This window comes from Parendozoicomonas sp. Alg238-R29, from assembly GCF_947331445.1.
Taxonomy (GTDB): Bacteria; Pseudomonadota; Gammaproteobacteria; order Pseudomonadales; family Endozoicomonadaceae; genus Sansalvadorimonas.
The window spans coordinates 55,061-75,592 of record NZ_CAMZOG010000003.1 but is presented as its reverse complement, the minus strand read 5'-3'; the positions used below and the strand labels follow the sequence as shown (position 1 = coordinate 75,592).

Here is a 20,532-nt window from a genome sequence, read left to right as displayed (position 1 = left end):
GCCATGGTTAACATGGTAATAACAGGAAGGGCATCGAATGAGCAATCCTCTGCTGGACCAGAACCAACTGCCACCGTTCTCCAAGGTGTCTGCCGAACATGTCGGCCCTGCTATAGATGAACTATTGAAAGAGTCTCGTGAAGGTATCGAGGCTCTTTTATCTGAAGGCAAAGCTTACACTTGGGCCAACCTTCAAGAGCCAATGGATGCTCTCGATGAACGCTTGAGTCATGCCTGGTCTCCTGTTTCCCACATGAATGCAGTAGTAAACAGTGATGCACTGCGGGATGCCTACAATGGCTGCTTGCCAAAGCTTTCTGAGTTTGGAACCTGGGTTGGCCAGAATAAAGATCTGTTTGATGCCTACAAACAGATTGCTGACGGCGAAGAATACAAAACTCTGGATGAAGCCCAGCGTAAAGTTATTGATAACGCTCTGCGTGATTTTCATTTGGCAGGTGTTGATCTGCCAGAAGAGAAAAAGAAACGTTATGTTGAGCTGAGCATCAAGCTTTCTGAATTGACCAGCGGTTTCTCTGATCGTGTTCTGGATGCCACCATGGCCTGGAGCAAACTGGTTACCGATGAAACAAAACTGAAAGGTTTGCCTGAAAGTGCTTTGGCTGGTGCAAAACAACTGGCTGAAAGCAAAGGCCATGAACAAGGTTGGATGCTGAACCTGGATTTCCCTTGTTACTTCCCGGTCATGACTTACTGTGAAAACCGTGATCTGCGGGAAGAAATGTACACAGCCTATGTAACCCGAGCTTCTGAGCAAGGTCCCAATGCTGGTGAGTTTGATAACAGCGAAGCTATGAAAGAGATCATGGCTGCCCGTAAAGAGCTTTCTGCCCTGCTGGATTTTGAAACCTACGCTGATTATTCCCTTGCCACCAAAATGGCTTCCAGCCCCGCTGAAGTTCTGGAGTTTCTGGAAGACCTTGCTGCTCGCAGTAAGCCTCAGGCTGAACGAGAGTTGGCGGAACTGAAAGCCTTTGCCGAAGGCGAGTTTGGCGTTGAGGAACTGTCAGCCTGGGATATTAATTTCTACGGTGAAAAGCTGCGTCAGCAGCGTTACTCCATCAGTCAGGAAGAGCTGCGCCCCTGGTTCCCGGCCAACAAGGTGATCAATGGAATGTTTGAAGTGGTTGGTCGTCTGTATGGCATCACTTTCAAACCCTGTGAAGACATTGATACCTGGCACAACGATGTTCAGTTCTTTGATATTGAGCGAAATGGCAATGTTATAGGCCGCTTCTATCTTGATCTGTACGCCCGTGAGCATAAGCGCGGCGGAGCCTGGATGGCAGATTGCCATAACCGTCGCAAGACCGGAGATAATGTTCAAACTCCAGTTGCCTTCCTGACCTGTAACTTTACTCCACCGGTTGGCGATAACCCTGCGCTGTTAACCCATGATGAAGTTGTCACACTGTTCCACGAGTTTGGTCATGGGTTACATCACATGCTGACCAGGGTTGATTACGCTGCGGTTTCCGGTATCAGCGGTGTGCCATGGGATGCAGTGGAGTTGCCAAGCCAGTTTATGGAGAACTGGTGTTGGGAGAAAGAAGCTCTGGCTTTGATTTCCAGTCACCATGAAACTGGTGAACCTTTGCCAGATGAAATGCTGGAAAAGATGCTGGCAGCTAAAAACTTCCAGTCCGCAATGATGATTGTTCGTCAGCTGGAGTTTGCGCTGTTTGATTTCCGCCTCCACCACGGCTGGAAAAATGGAATGGATATTCAAAAGACTCTGAATGATGTGCGCAGTCAGGTGTCTGTGTTGATTCCGCCAGCGTTTAACCGGTTCCAGAACAGCTTCTCCCATATCTTTGCTGGTGGTTATGCGGCCGGTTATTACAGCTACCTATGGGCAGAAGTTCTTTCTGCTGATGCATTTTCCAAATTTGAGGAAGACGGCATCTTTAACCGGGAAACTGGAGAATCCTTCCTCAATGAAATTCTTGAATGTGGTGGCTCCAGAGAACCTGCTGATATGTTCAAGGCTTTCCGTGGCCGCAAGCCTGAGCTGGATGCTATGCTGCGCCACAAAGGTATTACTGGCTGATAGTTAGCCCAAATGCTGGTCGGGTTTGGTTTTTCAGCCCGATCAGCTTGCAGTGAGAACAATTATGAAAAAGCGCTTTATTGCCGGAGCTGTCTGCCCAAAGTGTGCGGCTATGGATCGTCTGGTTATGTTTGAAGATCAGGGCGTCACTATTCGTGAGTGCGTTGAGTGTGGTTTTACTGATAACCAGAAAGATCTGGAACCGCAGGGCGAGCTTGAAACTCGTGTCAATCAGGTTGATATGCACGACGCAGCAGCACCAGCAGACGACGATGTTTCCCCTATTAAAATCCTTCACTAATCCCTTTTCTGTTAGAAGCCCCTTTTCCGTTATAAACTGGTGCGATAGATAACGACAACTAAACTCCTGAGCAGGTCTAAGGAGGTCGTTATGCATTGTCTCAAATTTCCTTTTGGCTGCCTGCTGGTTTTATTTTCTCTCGGTCCTACAGGGGCGTATGGCTCGGAAGAAAAGCCCCTGCCACCTTTATCTTCTTCAGCTGCACAATACAACATGCAATTTAGTAACGAAAATTCTCCAGGGGCAGGTTTGACAGTTGTTGGGCCGAAAGATGGTGAGGTTCCGCGCAAATCTTTGAAGAGGCCGCATTCTTCATTGGAAGACCCTGAAAGGGTGACCGAAGCCGATAAAACTCAGACTGTTATTTTCTCAGAATTTACACATTCCCTTCCTGTCGTTTTACTTTCTCCCGAAGACGAAAAGTGCAACTTCTCTATTCCGTGGTACGAAGACAACGATACGAAAATTTCTGTGCAGCGTTGGGATGATGATGAAGAGGAATATGTTAAGGAGCTCCTTCCTGATAATGAACTCGCACCAGAAATCACTTTCTCTTTTGACGGCGGAAAAAAGATCCTTAATGGTCAGTTCAACACCTCAGCTCTGAATAAATCTGACAGCTGGATGTTTCGAGTCATGGTTACCCATAGCAACCCGCAAGATGGATTTGTCGTTGACTTCCGTGCGATTGTGATGGACCCCAAAAAGGTCAATGGCGTTAAGCTTTTGGATGGTAATGCTATTGGAGAAGATGGTCTTGGAAAAAATGGTCGTGGAGAAGAAATAAACAAATACAAAAATACGTATGCATCATTACAGGTTAACGATGTTGTGATTCTAGCTGCTGATCCTACCAAGCCTCATTTTGATTCCCAGTTGTTTGGTGCACTGGTTATGACCAAAAGGGCTGTGACAGAAAAATCTGAACTGCTTAAACGTGTTACAAAGCCAAGACCTGAGGAAAAAAATGTCGAAGAACAACAAAGATGGGATGAGCTGGTTGATAAGTTAACTGTTTTTCAACAGGAGGTAAACGCTGAAGACAAAGCCAAAAAAGGAGTAGAGGAAGTTGATTTTTGGGGGGGAGCGGATCTGAAAAAAGACTTCTCTTTTACAAGAAGGAACACCCCTTATGTGGAAGGGGCAGATGATGTGCTTGTGGATACTGATGACTACCAACTGCAACTGGGGCCAGTTAATACAACCCAAGAGACGCCCCAAGGGATAATCATTGAACCTTGGGGGCATGAAGGTGGTGACGCAGCTTTGCGTGTTTGGGTGAAGGTCTATCCATTAGCCGGAACGCTTGCTCCTGTTATGTATCGTCAGCACCGTCTCCCTTCAAAAAAAGATGCTTATAAGATCCTGTGGGTACATGATGCGGAACAGTTTGCTATTTCTCACGTTGTAGTAATGACGCCTGCTGTGCTCAGTCAACCGCTTACAGTTATTGATCTTACGAGGCGCGGGGTAAAACACGCCAGTAGTTCTGAAGAATGGCTAAGAGCTCTGTCGGCAGAATTGGAAGTGAGCAACTCGACAGTTATTGCAGTAGGCAGCACCTCAGATGCAGATCATGCAAGAGAATACTTTAAAAATGTTCCACTTGTTTTCTTTTTAGACACGGATGATGCGAGGCTTACACATTTGAATATTGATATTAAGAAATTCACTGGGAGCAAGCATATTTACAGGCGCCATGATGATAGTGAGTTGTTCCGCGAAGAAGGTCTGGGCTTGGAGGAAACGACATTCATTCCTCCAGTGAGAGTGGATATAGACAAACCGCGAAACGAGGGGAAGGTTTATCCTATCGTTCAGCCTGCGGACTCCTGATATACGCTTTTCTCTGTGGGACATAAGCCTGATACAGCTTACTGGTTAGCAGGTCTCCAGTGTCCCACAGTCGTTTAGCCTCCAGTAGTTTTTCAAACTCCGGGTAGGCGCGATTAAGCTGGTCCCTGCTGGCATACAGGGCATAGAGCACCAGAAGACGACGATGTTTCTCCTATTAAAATCCTTCACTAATCCCTTTTTCGTTAGAAACTGGTGCGATAGATAACGACAACTAAACTCCTGAGCAGGTCTAAGGAGGTCGTTATGCATTGTCTCAAATTTCCTTTTGGCTGCCTGCTGGCTTTATTTTCTCTCGGTCCTACAGGGGCGTATGGCTCGGAAGAAAAGCCCCTGTCACCTTTATCTTCTTCAGCTGCGAAATATGAGATGAAAGACGAACGGTCTTCTGGGCAGACTGATCTGGCAATTGTTGGGGCAGATGCTGATAGTGTTCAGCATCTGCCTTTGAAGAGGCCCCGTGATTTATTGGAAGACTGTAGCGATGTAGCAGGAGCAGGAGCAGGAGCAGATGAAATTGATGCCTCTATCGAAGCTGTCAACTTCTCAGATCTTGTTGACACCCCTCCAGTCATTTTGCTGTCTCCCGAAGATGAAAAGTGTAAGTTCTCGATTCCGTGGGGGAGCAGCGGTGCGAGAATTACAGTGCACTCTTGGGATAAGGACAAGAGGGAATATGTTATGGAGTCACTTCCACAAGGTGAACTGGCACCAACAATCAGTTTTACTGAAGGCGAAAAAACAACCCTTAATGGCACGTTCAGCACCGCGGCATTAAATAAATCGAACAGCTGGATGTTTAGGGTAATAGTTGCCAATAACAACCCGATGGAAGGGCTGTTTCTCAGAATGTTCCATGTAGTTGTGCTGGACCATAACAAGGTCAATAGCGTTACGCTTCTGGATGCTAATGCTATTGGTGAAGATGGTAGTGGAGCGGAACTGAAAGAATACGAAAATAATTTTTCATCATTGCAGGTCAATGATGTTGTGATTCTGGCTGCCGATCCTGCCAAGCCCTATTTTCGTTCCCAGTTACCTGGTGCGCTGGTTATGACAAAGAAGGCTGTAGCAGACAAATCTCAATTGCTTGAGAGTATTACAAAGCTTGGTGTTGAAGAAAAAAAAACCAGAGAGCAGGAAAGTATGCAAAAGAAATGGGACGAACTCGTTGAAAAGCTAACGGCTTTTAAGGGTGAAACCAGCGAGGAAGAGGATGAAGGTGATTTTGGAGTGCCAGAACTTCTGAAAAAGACATTCTCTCTTGCAAAAAAGGATACCTCTTATGTGAAAGGGGCTGATGATGTTCTTATGGATACTGATACTTTTCAACTGCAACTGGGGCCGGTTAAAACAACAACAGAGACTCATCAGGGGATAATTATTGAACCCTGGGGGCATCAAGGCAGTGATGTTGCCGGGAATGTGTGGGTGCCAGTTCATCCGCTTGGTAAAACTCTTACCCCTGTTTTGTCTGGCCAGCATTTTCCCTATTCAGAAATAAACGCTTATAAGGTCAAGTGGATACGCGACGCCGCACAGTTTGCTGTTTCTCATGTTGTAATAATGACACCTGCGGTACTCGGTAAACCGCTCACTATTATCGATCTCACCCAAAAGCGCAGGACAAGACATACTGACAGCACTGAAGCCTGGTTAAGAGGCCTGACTGGTGAGCTTGAACCAGGCGGTTCGACCGTTGTTGTGGTTGGCAGCACTGCAGATGCTGTTCATGTAAGAAAGCATTTTAAGGACGCGACATCCGTTTTCTTTCCAGACTCAGATGATGACAGGCTGACATACTTGAATCTTGCTATTAAGAAATTCACCGGGGGCAGGAAAATCTACAGGCGTCACGCTGATAGTGAGTTATTTCGTGAACAGAGCTTGGAGTTAGAGGAGGTGAAGTTCTCACCCTTAGCTGATCGGGGTTCCAGTAAGCGTCCACGCAGGGATAAAGGCAGAGTTACTCCTACAGTGCAGCCTTCGGATTCCTGATATGCGCTTTTCTCTGTGGGGCATAAGCCTGATAAAGCTTACTGGTTAGCAGGTCTCCTGTGTCCCACAGTTGTTTGGCCTTCAGCAGTTGTTCAAACTCCGGGTAGGCGCGATTAAGTTGATCTCTACTGGCATACAGGGCATAGGGGAGATAGTAACGTCCCCCCATGGAAAGTGTGAGATCAATCAGTTCGCGGGTGGCCTTGGTCATGGCTTTCTCTGCTTCCGATGTATCTGGAAGGTTCATAAACAACACGATGGCAAACCGATCCTCTGGCGCGTAAGGCAATAAAGAGTCCTTATCTGCATTTACCCAGCGCAAAGTGGCATTAACTAACTCGAAGTCTTGGTGTTTTTTCGACCAGTTTCTTAATGCGTTCAGGAAGGGTTGCAGCTGTTCTGGCGGAACGAAATATTCTTGCAGAATATCTCTGGTTCCGGGAACGGTGTTTTTTAAGGACACAACCGATTCACCCATTGCCTGATTCCGGGACATTCGGGCGCTTTTTTCGTAAAGAAAGAATTCCATTGTTGTGCGGGCAAACCGGGCCAGCCAGCTGGTTTTCATAAGGTTTATTTTCTCGGCTGGTGGAAGGTTTGGTGGTAATAACTCCAATGGTGGCGGCGCGAGTTCACCCGTGTCGTAGTAATTCACAACAATAACGTTTCGGAAAAGAAACAGTGGATTAATGGAGAGCCGGGCAGAATGCAGCGCAAGCCTTTTGTTGTTTTTGTACTCATTAAAGAACAGCTTTTCGTAGTCCTGGGTTTTTACCAGTTCAGGACGTTTTAACAGTGTATGATTAGGAACAACCCTGAGAGTAATCTCTGTAATAATTCCGACAAGCCCGTAAGTACCAATAACTGCCCTGAACAAATCGTGGTTTTCAGTGCGGCTGGCATGAAGGTGGCGGCCATCAGTCAGCAGAACTTTCACTGATTCAACGGTGCTGGAAACGGGATTCCAGTGTAAATCCTGACCGTGAGCGTTAACTCCTAATGATCCTCCAATAGAAAAGTCACTGTAGGATTGCATGGCCGCAACACCCAGACCAAAAGGTGTCAGATGTTCCTGCAGGCGTTTCCAGGTCATGCCGCTTTGTACGGTGATCAGGTTTTTCTCAATATCCAGGCTTATCAGCTGGTTCATTTCACGGATATTGATTTGGATAACATTGTTAGCGCAGGTCTGATTGCCCTGACTGTAACCACCCCCCAGAAGGCTGATTCTGACTTTTTTTCTCCGGGCTTCATCAATGATCATTTCCAGTTCACGGGGGTGGTCCGGGGACTTTATTTGTAAAGGAGTGCAATTCTCAGCCCTGCAGGAAAGGGAGAAACATATCAGAAAGAGCAAAATGAGAGCATGGAAACGAGCTGATATCGGGCACCGGAACATGGAAGCCTCCGTTAATACATTGGTTTTTTCTGCCATTAGTTGTCGGAGTGTGCGTGCCAGTAGATGGTTCAAATATAGTCTGTGGAGCTGTCTACCCTGTCATTTGTTTGTAAGCATGCTGTAAATTCGTAGAGCTGTTTTGTGAGATTCGGGCTGGATGCCAGATGCAGTTACCGCGCAGACGCTGTCTAAAAAGTTCAGTATGGGGAGGCTAGTTTATAAGCCCAGTCTGCCAGGAATTGGCATTCTGATTTTTGGTACTAATACGCTCTGCTTGTTTATCGAGTGGTTCGGATGCTTATTCCGTTGCTGTAGTTATGGAGAGGTACAGTCAGGCAGTCTCATTGCAGCCTTAAAGGCTTTATACAGAGTGTTTTTATAAAAAAAATCACAAAATAATGTGTTTGCTTTTGTTGGCTCATGTTGTTTAATGAAGGAGCAGTTAGAAACTCAGTGGCATATGTTGTAACCAGATTTCGAGAAGCAGGAAGCCCCTGTGAAGTATTTGGTACAGGCAATATAAAACCTTTTCCACCTCTCAGGAAAAGAAAACTGGGCTTATAAACTGTTTCCGCTGTCTGGCGGATGTTGTCTGTTTGATGTTAGGTCTTAAACGGTACCGGTAATAGTCGGGTGTCGTGTTAGCCTGTCCTTCTTTGCAGAGTCCTCTGCAGTTTTCTCGTTTTTCTCGTCTGAGTTTTCATCATAAACAATGCGAAACAGCTCGGTGTTGGCTACTTTTTTGTCGGTGCCGGGGAAAAACAATAATAAGCACTGTCCAACGTATGCCGTACGCCTGTGGGTAGCTGTAATCCCCTTAAATAATGTTGCGATAGAGCTACCGTCAGAGGATGGAAGTGAATGAGGCTGCAAGCAAGAAGACTTGTCATGCTTCTGATCGGCCTGATGGCCTCCCCTGCCCTTTGGGCTGAGTGGGCGTTCAACATGCCGAAAGGGGTCACGGATCTCAGTCATTCAATTTATGATCTGCACATGACGATCTTCTGGGTCACCGTTGCTATTGGTGTTCTGGTGTTTGGCGTGATGTTCTGGTCAGTCATCTTTCACCGCAAATCGCGGGGAGCGAAAGCGGCTGAGTTTCACGAAAGTACACTGGTAGAGATTCTCTGGACCAGTATTCCTTTTGCTATTTTGGTTGTTATGGCAATTCCTGCCACCAAAACCCTGATCGAAGTTTATAACGCAGATGACGCGGATATAGATATCAAGGTCACCGGTTATCAGTGGAAGTGGCAATACGAGTATCTTGGAGAAGAAGTCAGCTTCTTCAGTAACCTCGCCACGTCACGTGATGAGGTAAACAACCTTCGCCCGAAAAATACCAACTACCTTCTTGAGGTGGATGAGCCACTGGTAGTTCCCATCGACAAGAAGATTCGTTTCCTTGTCACCGGTGCGGATGTTATTCACTCCTGGTGGGTGCCGGAGCTGGCAGTAAAGAAAGATGCGATTCCCGGCTTTATCAATGAATCCTGGGCGAAAATTAATGAACCCGGAATTTATCGTGGGCAGTGTGCGGAGCTCTGCGGAAAGGATCACGGTTTTATGCCCATTGTGGTTGATGCACGACCACAGGCTGAGTACGAAGACTGGCTGCAGGCAAAACGTGAAGAGGCAGCCAGGATTCGCGAATTGACCCAGAAAGATTGGACTATGGAAGAACTCATGGTCAAAGGTGAACAGGTTTATGACAAGGTTTGCGTGGCTTGTCACCAAGCGAATGGCCAGGGTATTCCACCCATGTTCCCGGCTCTTAAAGGAGCACCTGTCGCAGTTAACAAAGACATGATTGCTGACCATATTTATGTACTTCTTTATGGGGTGAAAGGCACAGCAATGCAGGCATTCAAGGAACAGTTAAGTGAAGTTGATATGGCAGCTGTCATTACTTACGAGCGGAATGCCTGGGGTAACAACACCGGTGAAATGGTGACCCCGAAAGATATTCTCGATTTCAAGAAAACCGGTAAGTACAAAGGCCAGGAAGGTAAGGTTCCTGAAGGGGGCGTCAAATGAGCGACCATCATCACGGGCCTGCCAAAGGCTTAATGCGCTGGGTACTGACTACAAACCATAAAGACATTGGCTCAATGTATCTGTGGTTCAGTTTTGCCATGTTTTTGTTTGGTGGTTCCATGGCAATGGTGATTCGGGCAGAACTGTTCCAGCCCGGCCTTCAACTTGTGGAGCCGAATTTCTTTAACCAGATGACCACCATGCACGGTCTGGTCATGGTGTTTGGTGCGGTTATGCCAGCCTTTGTTGGTTTGGCGAACTGGATGATTCCGATGATGATCGGAGCGCCGGATATGGCACTGCCACGTATGAATAACTGGAGTTTCTGGATTCTCCCGTTTGCCTTTGCGCTTATGGCCAGCACTCTGTTTATGGAAGGTGGTGGTCCAAACTTTGGTTGGACCTTCTATGCCCCTCTTTCTACGGACTACGCTCCGCCATCAACGACCTACTTTATCTTCGCCGTTCACATGATGGGTGTATCGTCGATCATGGGGGCGATCAACGTTATTGCCACAATCCTGAACCTTCGGGCTCCGGGTATGACATTGATGAAGATGCCGCTGTTTGTATGGACATGGTTGATCACGGCTTATTTGTTGATTGCCGTTATGCCCGTACTGGCTGGTGCGGTGACCATGATGCTGATGGATATTCACTTCGGCACCTCGTTCTTTAACGCGGGCGGCGGTGGTGACCCGGTTCTGTTCCAGCATGTGTTCTGGTTCTTCGGGCATCCCGAGGTATACATCATGATCCTGCCAGCATTCGGGATCGTGTCTGCGATTATTCCCGCTTTTGCTCGGAAGCAACTGTTTGGCTATACCTCAATGGTTTACGCCGTTGCCAGTATTGCCTTTCTGTCGTTCATTGTATGGGCACACCATATGTTTACCGTGGGTATCCCGTTGGTGGGCGAGGTGTTCTTTATGTACGCCACCATGCTGATAGCCGTGCCGACAGGGGTGAAAGTGTTTAACTGGATCGCTACCATGTTCCGGGGCTCTCTCACCTTTGAAACACCGATGCTGTTCTCAATAGCGTTTGTGGTGCTGTTCACCATTGGTGGCTTCTCCGGTCTGATGCTGTCGATCGCGCCGGCGGATTTCCAGTATCACGATACCTACTTTGTTGTTGCCCACTTCCACTACGTACTGGTTCCTGGAGCAATCTTTGCAATCTTTGCAGGGGTTTATTACTGGCTGCCAAAGTGGACGGGTCATATGTATGACACGGCACTTTCCAAGGTTCACTTCTGGATGTCGTTTATTGGCATGAACCTGACCTTCTTCCCCATGCACTTTGTTGGGTTGGCGGGAATGCCGCGACGTATTCCTGACTACAACATGCAGTTTGCCGACTTCAACATGCTCTCCAGTATTGGCGGGTTTATGTTCGGTGTAACCCAGCTGCTGTTCCTGTTTATCGTTATTAAGTGTGTGAAAGGCGGTGAAAAGGCAGAAGCTAAACCCTGGGAAGGCGCTCATGGTCTGGAGTGGATGGTGCCCTCTCCGGCTCCTTACCACACATTCACAACGCCTCCAGATGTGAAGTAAAAGGAGGCATGGGATTATGCAGCTGAATCCGGCACAGAAGACGATTGTTAAAGCCATCATAACCGCTGTTGGTATGTTCGCCTTTGTCTTTGTGGTGATGGTTCCTTTGTATAACGTGCTCTGTAAGGTAACGGGTTTGAATGGAAAAACAGACCCGAATCCTTACAAATCCGTTCCCGCCGCTGTGGATACATCCCGAACAATTACTGTGCAGTTTCTGGCAACAAACAACAAAGGTATGCACTGGGATTTCAAACCCAGCACCCACCAGGTGAAAATTCATCCCGGAGAGATAGGCTCGCTGACATTCTATGTCCGCAATCCTTCCGGAAAGAATATGGTGGGGCAGGCTATTCCCAGTGTTTCACCTTTTGAAGCTACAGATTATCTGCACAAAACAGAATGTTTCTGCTTTACCTCCCAGCCTTTAGAGGCCCATGAGGAAAAGTTGATGCCACTGAAAATTATCGTAGATCAGGATCTGCCCAAACATATTAATAAGCTGACCCTGTCCTACACGCTGTTCGACATTACAGAAATGAATAAGAAGAGGACTGCCGGGCTGTAAGTCCCGTAAATCTCAGGCTGGTGTACACAGTGCACCTCTAGAGGCTATTAAGGAGAGAACAATGGCAAGTGAAACACAGGGAGCAAATGAGGGCGAAGGCACCTACTACGTTCCTGCTCAAAGTAAGTGGCCCATTGTTGCAACTGTAGGACTGTTTCTGACGCTGGTTGGTGCCGGCATGATGATGAACAGTATGAGCGCTAAAGTGGATGACCCCACCGGGCACTACGTGTTCTTTGCCGGTGCGCTGGTTATGGCTTATATGCTGTTTGGGTGGTTTGGTGATGTGATTCGTGAATCTCGCTCTGGTTTGTACAGTGCGCAGATGGATCGCAGTTTTCGCTGGGGAATGGGGTGGTTCATTTTCTCCGAAGTGATGTTCTTCTCGGCATTTTTTGGTGCACTGTTTTTTGTGCGTTTCTACGCAGTGCCGTGGCTGGGAGGTGAAGGAGAGAAAGGTGTTTCTCAGCTTTTATGGCCAGGCTTTACTCCAGAATGGCCGTTGATGAATAACCCTGATCCAGAAACATTTAAAGGACCTGCGAAGCTTGTTGATCCCTGGACTCTGCCGTTAATCAATACCATCTTGCTGGTGACTTCCAGTGTGACCTGTACCAAGGCTCACCACGCATTGGTTGCTGATAACCGTTCCAGTACAAAGAACTGGCTGGCCATCACGCTTGTTCTTGGTTTTGTATTCCTGGGTGTACAGGGTTATGAGTATTACCACGCCTATAATGACCTTGGCTTGACGCTGAATTCCGGTATCTATGGTTCAACCTTCTTTATGCTGACTGGTTTTCATGGGGCACACGTAACCCTTGGAGCCGTGATGTTGCTGATCATGTTTATCCGGATTTCCAAAGGGCATTTCACTGCGAAGAATCATTTTGGTTTTGAAGCTGCGGCCTGGTATTGGCACTTTGTGGATGTGGTTTGGATTGGGCTGTTTTTGTTTGTGTATATCTTGTAGCGCGTGTTGGGTTACGACGCTTTGCGTCTCACCCAACAAAGCCGGGCATCATAACCAAGGTGCAGAGATATCAAGCTGGCCGCTGAGCTTGCCGTAAAGAATCAGCGCAAGAATTAATCCCGCCATCAGTACGCGGGACGTGAGTGACCAGACAAGACGGGGAGAGCCACTTCTATCCTTCATCAGCCCGATAAAGGCATTCACAAGGCTGGCGATCATAGTAATGAGAAGGATAACAATGGCGACTTTGATCCACATGGTGCTCTCCGCTTGTTTTTAATTACCAGCTTACTGCGTCGTATAAACACAGGAAAGCTGGCAGATAAAAATAATAAATCCAGAAACGGATGAAGTAGATGTATCGAATCCGCGAGATGTACAGAATTCGAATAGTGTTACTGGTAGTCGCCCTACTCCCCGTTCTTGTGGGGTTGGGTTTCTGGCAGTTGGAAAGGTACGACTCCAAACTCGCTATGGAAAATCAGTATCAGGAGCGCAGGGGTGGTACTTATTCTGTCTCTGACCTGAAAGGGCTTTATGACCCTCTGTACTTTCAGCTGACTCTGGCAGGACGATTCGATAACTCTCGCAGCTTTCTTCTGGATAACCGTACATTTAAAGGGCGGGTCGGGTTTCATGTGCTCACTCCCTTTTTTGTGGACTCCGGTGAAACAGTCTCCGGTGAAACAGTCTCCGGTGAAACAGTCTCCGGTGAAACAGTCTCCGGTGAAACAGTCATAGTTGATCGTGGCTGGATTGTCGGAATCCCTGATCGTAGTCGTCTACCAGATATTCCAGCAGTTGATGGCAAGGTGCTTATCGCTGGCCAAAGCTGGCAACCAGCTGGAGAAGCCTTTCTGCTTGCAGAAGATGTCTGGAGTGAAGATTGGCCTAAAGTGATTCAGGCAATTGATCAGGAGCGTATGCAGGAAGTTCTTGGTGTAACAGCGGAGTCATGGTTGCTGGTGCAGGATAATGATCAACCGGGCAGCCTGGAAAAGAATTTTTTCTTAACCAATATGCCCGCATCGCGACATTTTGGTTATGCCATGCAGTGGTTTGCCATGGCTCTGGTTTTGGTAGTGCTGGGTTTTTGGGCTCTCAGAAAAGATAAAAGCAATAATAAACAAGCTGTAAAGCAGGAGTTACCTTGATGGTAGAAGCAGGGATACAGGCAGAGGCAAAGTCATCCAGCAAGCTGGAGTTGATATTCATTCTGCTCATTCCATTTGGCGGATTAGCGCTGGCTGCATGGATGTACTTTGCCGGTGAGTTTTTACCAGATGGGAGAAGTCATAAAGGGAATCTGCTTTCCACACCCCTTTCCCTGGCAGAGTTTCAGACCAGCGGTCTTAACACAGACATGCTGGACGGCAAGTGGGGCATTATTGTTGTTTCTGAGGGAGAGTGTGGGCAGGCGTGTCGGGATTTTCTTTATCTCACCCGGCAGTCCCATATTGCTCTGAATCGTAACTCCACACGTGTTTCACGTTTCTTTATTTCCGAAGAATTGCCACAAGGAGCACTGAATCAACTTCTGGAAGCAGAACATCAGGAACTCAATGTTCTAACAGGGAGGATGCCTCTACTCCCCTACGGCTCCGATGAATCTGTAAGAGTTTTTCTCGCAGACCCACTTGGTAATGTGATGCTCTGGTACGGAAAAGAACATTCGGGCAAACAAATCCTGAAGGATTTGGAAAAACTGCTGAAAGCCAGTCGTATAGGGTAAGGATGTATGATGACATCATATCGTAAACCCGGATTCTGGCTGGCAGCTTTCGCAACATTAATCGCGATTGTCGTGGTTGGTCTCGGTGCCTGGACCCGGCTTGTACACGCCGGATTGGGCTGTCCCGATTGGCCAGGTTGTTATGGCTTCCTGACTGTGCCCGAGACAGCAAGCGAAATCATGATTGCAGAACAACGTTTTCCGGATGCCCCTGTAGAGGTTGAGAAGGGCTGGCCGGAAATGATTCATCGCTATGTAGCGGGCTCATTACTTCTTTTGGTTCTTGGGCTTGCGGTAAGCGCTGTTCGAAACCGAAAGGCTGAAGGTCAGCCACTGAAGCTTCCACTGTTTATCCTTGGGTTGATTATTCTTCAGGCTGCTTTTGGTATGTGGACAGTGACGTTAAAGCTTTGGCCACAAGTGGTAACGGCTCATCTGTTGGGAGGCTTTGCCACGTTAAGTTTGCTGGCGCTGCTTACTTTTCGATTGTCGGGGGCGTGGCAAAAAGTTAGAGCTTTCTCTGCGTCCATCTTCCAACCTCAAAAGCTGGCTGTTGCTGCATTGCTGGTTGTGGTTGCCCAAATATCATTAGGAGGGTGGACAAGTTCCAACTATGCAGCTCTTGCCTGCCCGGATTTACCAACCTGCCAGGGGCAATATCTACCACCAATGGATTTCTCAGAAGGGTTTGATGTTATGCAATCTATCGGTCCGAACTATCTTGGTGGGCAGATGGATAATGATGCCCGTGTTGCTATTCATATGGCGCATCGGATAGGCGCTATCCTAACTACGCTACTGCTTGGGTTTCTTACCATAAAAGGTCTTGTGCGTGGAGCGGGAAATTTAAAACCAGTTTATGGCTTTGTGCTGGGAGCGCTTGTTTTGCAGGTGTGCCTTGGGTTGAGCAATATAATTTTTTATCTGCCTCTTTCGGTTGCCGTTGCACATAATCTGGGTGGAGCTTTGTTGCTGGTCTCAGTCATAGTACTGAATTATCGGCTCAGGTTAGAACGGGCATAGAACTTTAAAGGTTTTAGTCTTGGTCACCACACGGAAAGAATAATAAAAATAAGGATAAAAGGTGGAAGGTTATGGGAATAACACGAGCAAGCAAAACGGTTATAGTTGAACCTGCGGGTTGGCGGGATTACCTCGAGCTGTGTAAGCCGAAAGTCGTTGCTCTGATGGTGCTGACTGTTGTTATCGGCATGTGTCTGGCAACACCGGGCATGGTTCCTTTGGATATTTTGTTCTTGGGAAACATTGGCATTGCTCTATGTGCAGGTTCTGCGGCAGTGATCAATCATGTTGTTGATCGTCGTATAGATACGGTGATGGCTCGCACCATGAAACGCCCGGTGGCAACTGGCAAAGTTGAACCGCTGAATGCTCTGCTCTTTGCGCTGGTGATTGGCGTGGCTGGTATGGGTATTTTGCTGGCTATGGTTAATCCACTGACAGCATGGCTCACACTGGCTTCTCTACTTGGTTACGCTGTCGTTTATACCCTGTTCCTGAAACGTGCGACTCCACAGAATATTGTGATTGGTGGCATTGCTGGTGCTGCACCTCCCCTGCTTGGCTGGACTGCTGTAACCGGCGAGTTTCACGGTAATGCTTTGTTGTTGGTTCTGATTATCTTTGCCTGGACTCCACCTCACTTCTGGGCTCTGGCTATTCATCGCAAGGAAGAATATGCCAAAGCGGATATCCCTATGCTGCCGGTAACTCACGGGGAGGCTTACACCAAACTTCATATTCTTCTCTATACCGTGATTCTGCTGCTGGTCAGCCTTATGCCGTGGATGACAGGTATGAGCGGCATGATTTATCTGTTGGGAGCATCGGCTCTTGGTCTGCGCTTTTTGTATTGGGCTGTGGCGTTGCTGCGAGAATCTCGCCCCCATGCGGCGATTAAAACATTTCACTACTCCATCACTTATCTGATGTTGTTGTTCGTGGTTTTACTGGCAGATCACTATCTCTATCTGGGTTAAGTTGAAAAGGTTAAAAATAAATGGATGCAGGTGTACGCAAGACGGTTCTGATTTTGGCGCTGGTTGTTCTGGCGGTAATAGGTCTGACATTTAACAAGTTCAACGGAAAGCCAACCCTGGATACCGAAGCTCTGCGTGAACAGGGGGTTGTCTGGTATGAGACTCCCAGAACATTTGTATTTAACCCGTTAAAGAAAGCAAGCGGAGAAACCTTTCAGGCTTCCGATCTGGAAGGCCCCTGGACTTTGATGTACTTCGGGTTTACTTACTGTCCGGATATTTGCCCGGCCACGCTAGCGAATCTTGCGCAGGTGATGAAGGAGCTGAAAGCTATCAACCCGGAGGTTGCTCAGAAAGTAAACGTGGTACTGGTCAGTGTTGACCCCCAGAGGGATACACCGGACAAACTTGCCCAATATGTGGATTTCTTTGATAAGGATTTTGTTGGGGTGACTGGTGATTCTGCAAACCTGAAAGCCTTAACTCAACAGCTGAACGTGGCGTTTGAGATTGTTGGAGATATAGAATCAGATGATTACCTGGTGGAGCACAGTGCTCAGGTTGTTCTGGTTAATCCAAAGGGTGATTACCAAGGATTCCTACGACCCCCTTTTAAGCCTCAGGAGCTGGCAGATGCTTTGGTGAAGGTAGATCAGGCGTTCTAGATATTCTTTTTACTTCTCGGGATCTTACCGCACTTTCTGACGGCCCCTCATCAGCCAACTCTGGACACCGACGCTCTGCGTGAACAGGGCGTGGTGTGGTATGGGACTCCCAGATCATTTGTTTTTAATCCGTTAAAGAAAACCAATGACGAATTATTTCAGGATTTCCAAGTCAACCTCGGTGGTAGAGTTTGCTATTTATTTGGTGAAATCGTTGTGAGAATCTCATTGTCAGTGATTTGATAAGAATAACAATGCCATGATGCCAACCGTATCTCGCCGGGATATTCAGCTCGATAATAAGCCCGCCCATTACTTTAGCCTTGAGGGAGAAAACTCCTCCACAAGGCCTGTCCATGTCTACCATGCCAACGCCTACCCTTTCAGAACCTACGGCAGCTTTCTCGATAAGTTGGATGGAGATATTTTTGGTTTAAGCCACAGAGGTACCTGGGAAAGCGCAGGGTTACCTGATAAAAGTATGCACTGGCATATTTATGCGGATGATCTGATCTGTTTCCTGGAGGGGCAAAACAAAGGCCCTGTTGTTGGAATAGGGCACTCCCTGGGTGCTGTGGCTACAACATTTGCGGCAGCTAAAAGACCCGATTTGTTTTCTGCACTGGTGCTGATTGATCCGGTCTTTATTACCACTACCAAATGGCTTACCTTTCGATCTCTGCAAAAACTCAGTCCAAAGATTAATCCTATGGCCGCTATAGCGGACCGGCGGCCGAACTTCTGGAATAGTCGGCAAGAAGCTGTGGACTTTCACCAGCCCAAAAAAGCGTTTTCAGCCTTTACCCCGGAAGCTATGTCAGACTTTGGGGATTTTGGGATTTCTGAAAGGAGCGATGGTTTTGGGCTAGCCTATCCGCGTGAGTGGGAAGCACATAATTACAGAACTGTTCCCTATGTCTGGGCGGCGTTGAAATCCTTAACTGTACCGGTTATGGGGATTCGGGGCGCTACCAGTGGTGTTCTTGTGTCGGATGCTCTGAGAAAGTGGCAAAAAATAAAGCCAGAGCATCAGTTGATTGAGCTGGAAGGTGCCGGGCATATGGTACCTCAAGAAGCTCCCCAGAAGTGTTCTGAAGTTATTAATCGTTTTATAAACGCGCTGTAAGCTCAGGGCTGGTTTTATAACCCTTGCTGCCGATATTCATGGTATTCCACCTTCTCGGGTCCAGATACCATGAAGCTCCTTGTGCAGAAGACTGGCGACGGGATTCGTGGCCTTTCTCATAAGCTTTCTCCGGCAAATATCAAAAGCTACTTGAAAACGGCCTGTCTGCATCTGGTGCAAAAATGCATACCTGAAAAGTATCTTCCCAAAGAGCTAAAAGCTGGATACGGAAAAACGTGGACAGATTATGACACCTCGGGATCTAAAGGTGCTCTCCTGCTCCCGACGAACCCCTCAAGTATGGTTACGTATTTCAGCCATTTGCTGAGAGATGTGGAGAAAAACCAACCAGGCCTCTATCTCGAAAGCGATCTTCTACCCAATCCCGAAAGCCTTATGAAATGCACACAAGAACAGTTAAAACTGATTTTTGAACAGGACGCCCAAAAAGGTGGAACTCTCTTACTTGCAATGCAGAAGGGCGATCCTGAAGAGACAAAAGAATTACTCAAAGCATTTCAGTCTGATCAGTTGAACCAGTTACTACAAGTTTTTCTGCCAGTTCTGGAAAACCTCGAAACCTCTGACTTATACAATGTACTGCAAAGTGATGCTTGTAGTGGTGGACACTTGTTATTCGCTATAGCCGTTAATCAGCCTGAGATATTCGGAGAATGGATTTCTGATTGGGGTGGTAATGATCTGTACACGCTGATGAGAACATACAGCGAAAGTGATGAACCCCGCACTCCTGTGCAGGCCAGAGCAATGATGAAAATGATCCTGCAATATTTGCCGGGTGGCGTTTTTCAAAGCACCACATCATCTCTGGTTAATTACAATGCGATTGATACGGCGACTTATTTTTGTGGTCAGGAACTAACGCCGGAAGCTTTGGCCACAATGTTGCAGCAAAAGAATGAAATGGTAGGTCTCACTGCCGGAGAGCTTGTCAGCGTGCCGACAGTGACAGTATTGACTGGTTTGGCTTTTAAATTGACAGATGCTTTTGAGGCGCAGGAGACGCCAGAGTGGTTCAAGGACTGGTTGCATAAAGGGCAGCAGGTACTATCAGGGATGCCAGCTGCGGGCTTATTAAGTAAAGACATGCCTTCAAGCCATAATGCTTACGCCATAAACGTTGCAGCCATGCTTGAGGCAGCTTTAAACAATCAGGACAAGCCTATGCAAAGAGCATGCATGGTCATGGATCAGATGCACTGTATGGCACTGCCGGTATTTAACTTGAAACATGAAGCTGATGATAAGGCGATTAATGTTAGAGAGGGAGATCTTTATCGGGAGTTGGAAAGAATAACCATAAAGGATATGGATGCCCTGATAAGGTCTAATAAAGAAGTCAGGGCGGAGCTATTAAAAAAACTTGGCTGGAAACCTGTGCAGAGAAGCGGTGATGAAACCAGAAAAACATTAATTGTCAGAGAGTTTTTGGGAGAGTTCTTTTCCGGTCTATCAGTTTAGAAGTTTCCAATGGGCAGTCTGTGTTGAAGGTGACTGATACTGAAGCGGGTATATCTGTTCATGCGCGTGAAAATGTATTCAAGCGCTTTTCCTGATTGGAAAGGCGCCGTTCTATAAAAGGAAATGGTCTTGGATTACGTTTGGCAGAAGGTTATCTGCAGCCTTCACCGGATCAGAATTGAGTTGCCTGTCACTTCAGAAAGAAGCTTCTATTTTCATCAGTCAATTTGCTCTGTGGTTATTGGAGCCAAGTCTTCAACTGTTCCCTGAACATCTGGAACAGTAACCGTAATTATGCCCACTGACGCTGGTGCTGAAACCTGCTCAATATCAACAATTTCTGTAGGAAGGCCTGATGAAACGGGAGCAGACAAAGGTTTTTGGGCTTCTCTTATTGCATCAAGAATGTATCCCGCATCTGGATAGGCTGGAGAAACATCTAAAGCACGTAAAGCCAGTACTTTTGCCCGGTAATACTTCTTATCCAGAAATGCTTTTTGTCCCAGTTTTACCAGTTGTCTGGCAATCTTTTCACGATACTTTTCTGCCAGCGGGTCATTAGGGGAAATCAATTCCAGACGATGAATTTTCTCCATGGCGTTGTTGCCAGTCGGCCGGGTCAGGCGGTTAGCAGTAATATCTGCTTCAATAGCTGAAATCACCGGTCCGGTTGCACTGTACTGGTTTGGGTTTGAATACTGTGGAGCAGTTTGGCAACCTGCAAGAAAAAGCAAAACCATCAATGGTAAAAACGGCAGTCGATTCATATT

18 protein-coding genes are annotated in these 20,532 nt (G+C 47.2%); 15 read left to right on the top strand and 3 right to left on the bottom strand.

Going from position 1 to position 20,532, the window contains the following annotated elements:
• Window positions 1-37: 37 nt before the first annotated feature.
• The 4 genes from prlC to QMA35_RS01415 all read left to right on the top strand — a co-directional run bounded on the left by prlC (window position 38) and on the right by QMA35_RS01415 (window position 6,224).
• A complete protein-coding gene (gene prlC / locus QMA35_RS01430) occupies window positions 38-2,071 on the top strand; it encodes an oligopeptidase A (protein WP_281645343.1) in 2,034 nt (677 codons plus the stop codon).
• A gap of 64 nt (window positions 2,072-2,135) precedes the next feature.
• Window positions 2,136-2,372: a YheV family putative zinc ribbon protein gene (locus QMA35_RS01425; protein ID WP_281645342.1), complete on the top strand. Its 237-nt coding sequence runs from the start codon at window positions 2,136-2,138 to the stop codon at window positions 2,370-2,372.
• Window positions 2,373-2,462: 90 nt separating this feature from the next.
• Window positions 2,463-4,208, top strand: coding sequence for a hypothetical protein (locus tag QMA35_RS01420; RefSeq protein WP_281645341.1), 1,746 nt, complete (start codon window positions 2,463-2,465; stop codon window positions 4,206-4,208).
• Window positions 4,209-4,472: 264 nt separating this feature from the next.
• On the top strand, window positions 4,473-6,224 hold the full coding sequence (locus QMA35_RS01415; RefSeq protein ID WP_281645340.1) for a hypothetical protein: 1,752 nt from the start codon (window positions 4,473-4,475) through the stop codon (window positions 6,222-6,224).
• Here QMA35_RS01415 and QMA35_RS01410 read toward each other — a convergent pair.
• Window positions 6,199-7,623, bottom strand: a complete 1,425-nt coding sequence (locus tag QMA35_RS01410) for an FAD-binding oxidoreductase (protein WP_281645339.1) — start codon at window positions 7,621-7,623, stop codon at window positions 6,199-6,201. The two genes, QMA35_RS01415 and QMA35_RS01410, sit on opposite strands and share 26 nt — an antisense overlap.
• A gap of 888 nt (window positions 7,624-8,511) precedes the next feature.
• Here QMA35_RS01410 and coxB point away from each other — a divergent pair.
• The 4 genes from coxB to QMA35_RS01390 all read left to right on the top strand — a co-directional run bounded on the left by coxB (window position 8,512) and on the right by QMA35_RS01390 (window position 12,757).
• Window positions 8,512-9,660, top strand: a complete 1,149-nt coding sequence (gene coxB, locus QMA35_RS01405; RefSeq protein ID WP_281645338.1) for a cytochrome c oxidase subunit II — start codon at window positions 8,512-8,514, stop codon at window positions 9,658-9,660.
• The gene (gene ctaD, locus QMA35_RS01400) at window positions 9,657-11,216 is read left to right on the top strand and encodes a cytochrome c oxidase subunit I (RefSeq protein ID WP_281645337.1); all 1,560 of its coding nucleotides are present in this window, start codon (window positions 9,657-9,659) and stop codon (window positions 11,214-11,216) included. The genes coxB and ctaD overlap by 4 nt, the downstream gene beginning before the upstream one ends.
• A 16-nt stretch (window positions 11,217-11,232) precedes the next feature.
• Window positions 11,233-11,784: a cytochrome c oxidase assembly protein gene (locus QMA35_RS01395; protein WP_281645336.1), complete on the top strand. Its 552-nt coding sequence runs from the start codon at window positions 11,233-11,235 to the stop codon at window positions 11,782-11,784.
• 61 nt (window positions 11,785-11,845) lie between these two features.
• Window positions 11,846-12,757, top strand: coding sequence for a cytochrome c oxidase subunit 3 (locus tag QMA35_RS01390; protein WP_281645335.1), 912 nt, complete (start codon window positions 11,846-11,848; stop codon window positions 12,755-12,757).
• Window positions 12,758-12,805: 48 nt separating this feature from the next.
• On the opposite strand, the gene QMA35_RS01385 is transcribed toward QMA35_RS01390, so the two are convergent.
• Window positions 12,806-13,015 (bottom strand): DUF2909 domain-containing protein, encoded by a 210-nt coding sequence (locus tag QMA35_RS01385; RefSeq protein ID WP_281645334.1) that lies wholly within the window; start codon window positions 13,013-13,015, stop codon window positions 12,806-12,808.
• 98 nt (window positions 13,016-13,113) lie between these two features.
• On the opposite strand from QMA35_RS01385, the gene QMA35_RS01380 reads away from it, so the two are divergent.
• From QMA35_RS01380 to QMA35_RS01350, 7 genes are all read left to right on the top strand, one after another.
• Entirely contained in the window at window positions 13,114-13,911 is a 798-nt protein-coding gene (locus QMA35_RS01380) for an SURF1 family protein (RefSeq protein WP_281645333.1), read from the top strand.
• Entirely contained in the window at window positions 13,908-14,489 is a 582-nt protein-coding gene (locus tag QMA35_RS01375) for a hypothetical protein (protein WP_281645332.1), read from the top strand. Before QMA35_RS01380 ends, QMA35_RS01375 begins: the two co-directional genes overlap by 4 nt.
• A gap of 6 nt (window positions 14,490-14,495) precedes the next feature.
• Entirely contained in the window at window positions 14,496-15,512 is a 1,017-nt protein-coding gene (locus QMA35_RS01370) for a COX15/CtaA family protein (protein WP_281645331.1), read from the top strand.
• Window positions 15,513-15,583: 71 nt separating this feature from the next.
• On the top strand, window positions 15,584-16,489 hold the full coding sequence (cyoE, locus tag QMA35_RS01365; protein WP_281645330.1) for a heme o synthase: 906 nt from the start codon (window positions 15,584-15,586) through the stop codon (window positions 16,487-16,489).
• 20 nt (window positions 16,490-16,509) lie between these two features.
• Window positions 16,510-17,154, top strand: coding sequence for an SCO family protein (locus QMA35_RS01360; RefSeq protein ID WP_281645329.1), 645 nt, complete (start codon window positions 16,510-16,512; stop codon window positions 17,152-17,154).
• A 259-nt stretch (window positions 17,155-17,413) separates the two neighbouring features.
• Window positions 17,414-18,280 carry an alpha/beta hydrolase gene (locus QMA35_RS01355; protein ID WP_281645328.1) on the top strand — a complete coding sequence of 289 codons (867 nt, stop codon included), beginning with the start codon at window positions 17,414-17,416 and terminating at the stop codon, window positions 18,278-18,280.
• A gap of 69 nt (window positions 18,281-18,349) precedes the next feature.
• Window positions 18,350-19,762, top strand: coding sequence for a hypothetical protein (locus QMA35_RS01350; protein WP_281645327.1), 1,413 nt, complete (start codon window positions 18,350-18,352; stop codon window positions 19,760-19,762).
• Between the two features lie 218 nt (window positions 19,763-19,980).
• Here QMA35_RS01350 and QMA35_RS01345 read toward each other — a convergent pair whose 3' ends face one another.
• Window positions 19,981-20,529: a hypothetical protein gene (locus QMA35_RS01345; RefSeq protein WP_281645326.1), complete on the bottom strand. Its 549-nt coding sequence runs from the start codon at window positions 20,527-20,529 to the stop codon at window positions 19,981-19,983.
• Window positions 20,530-20,532: the final 3 nt, after the last annotated feature.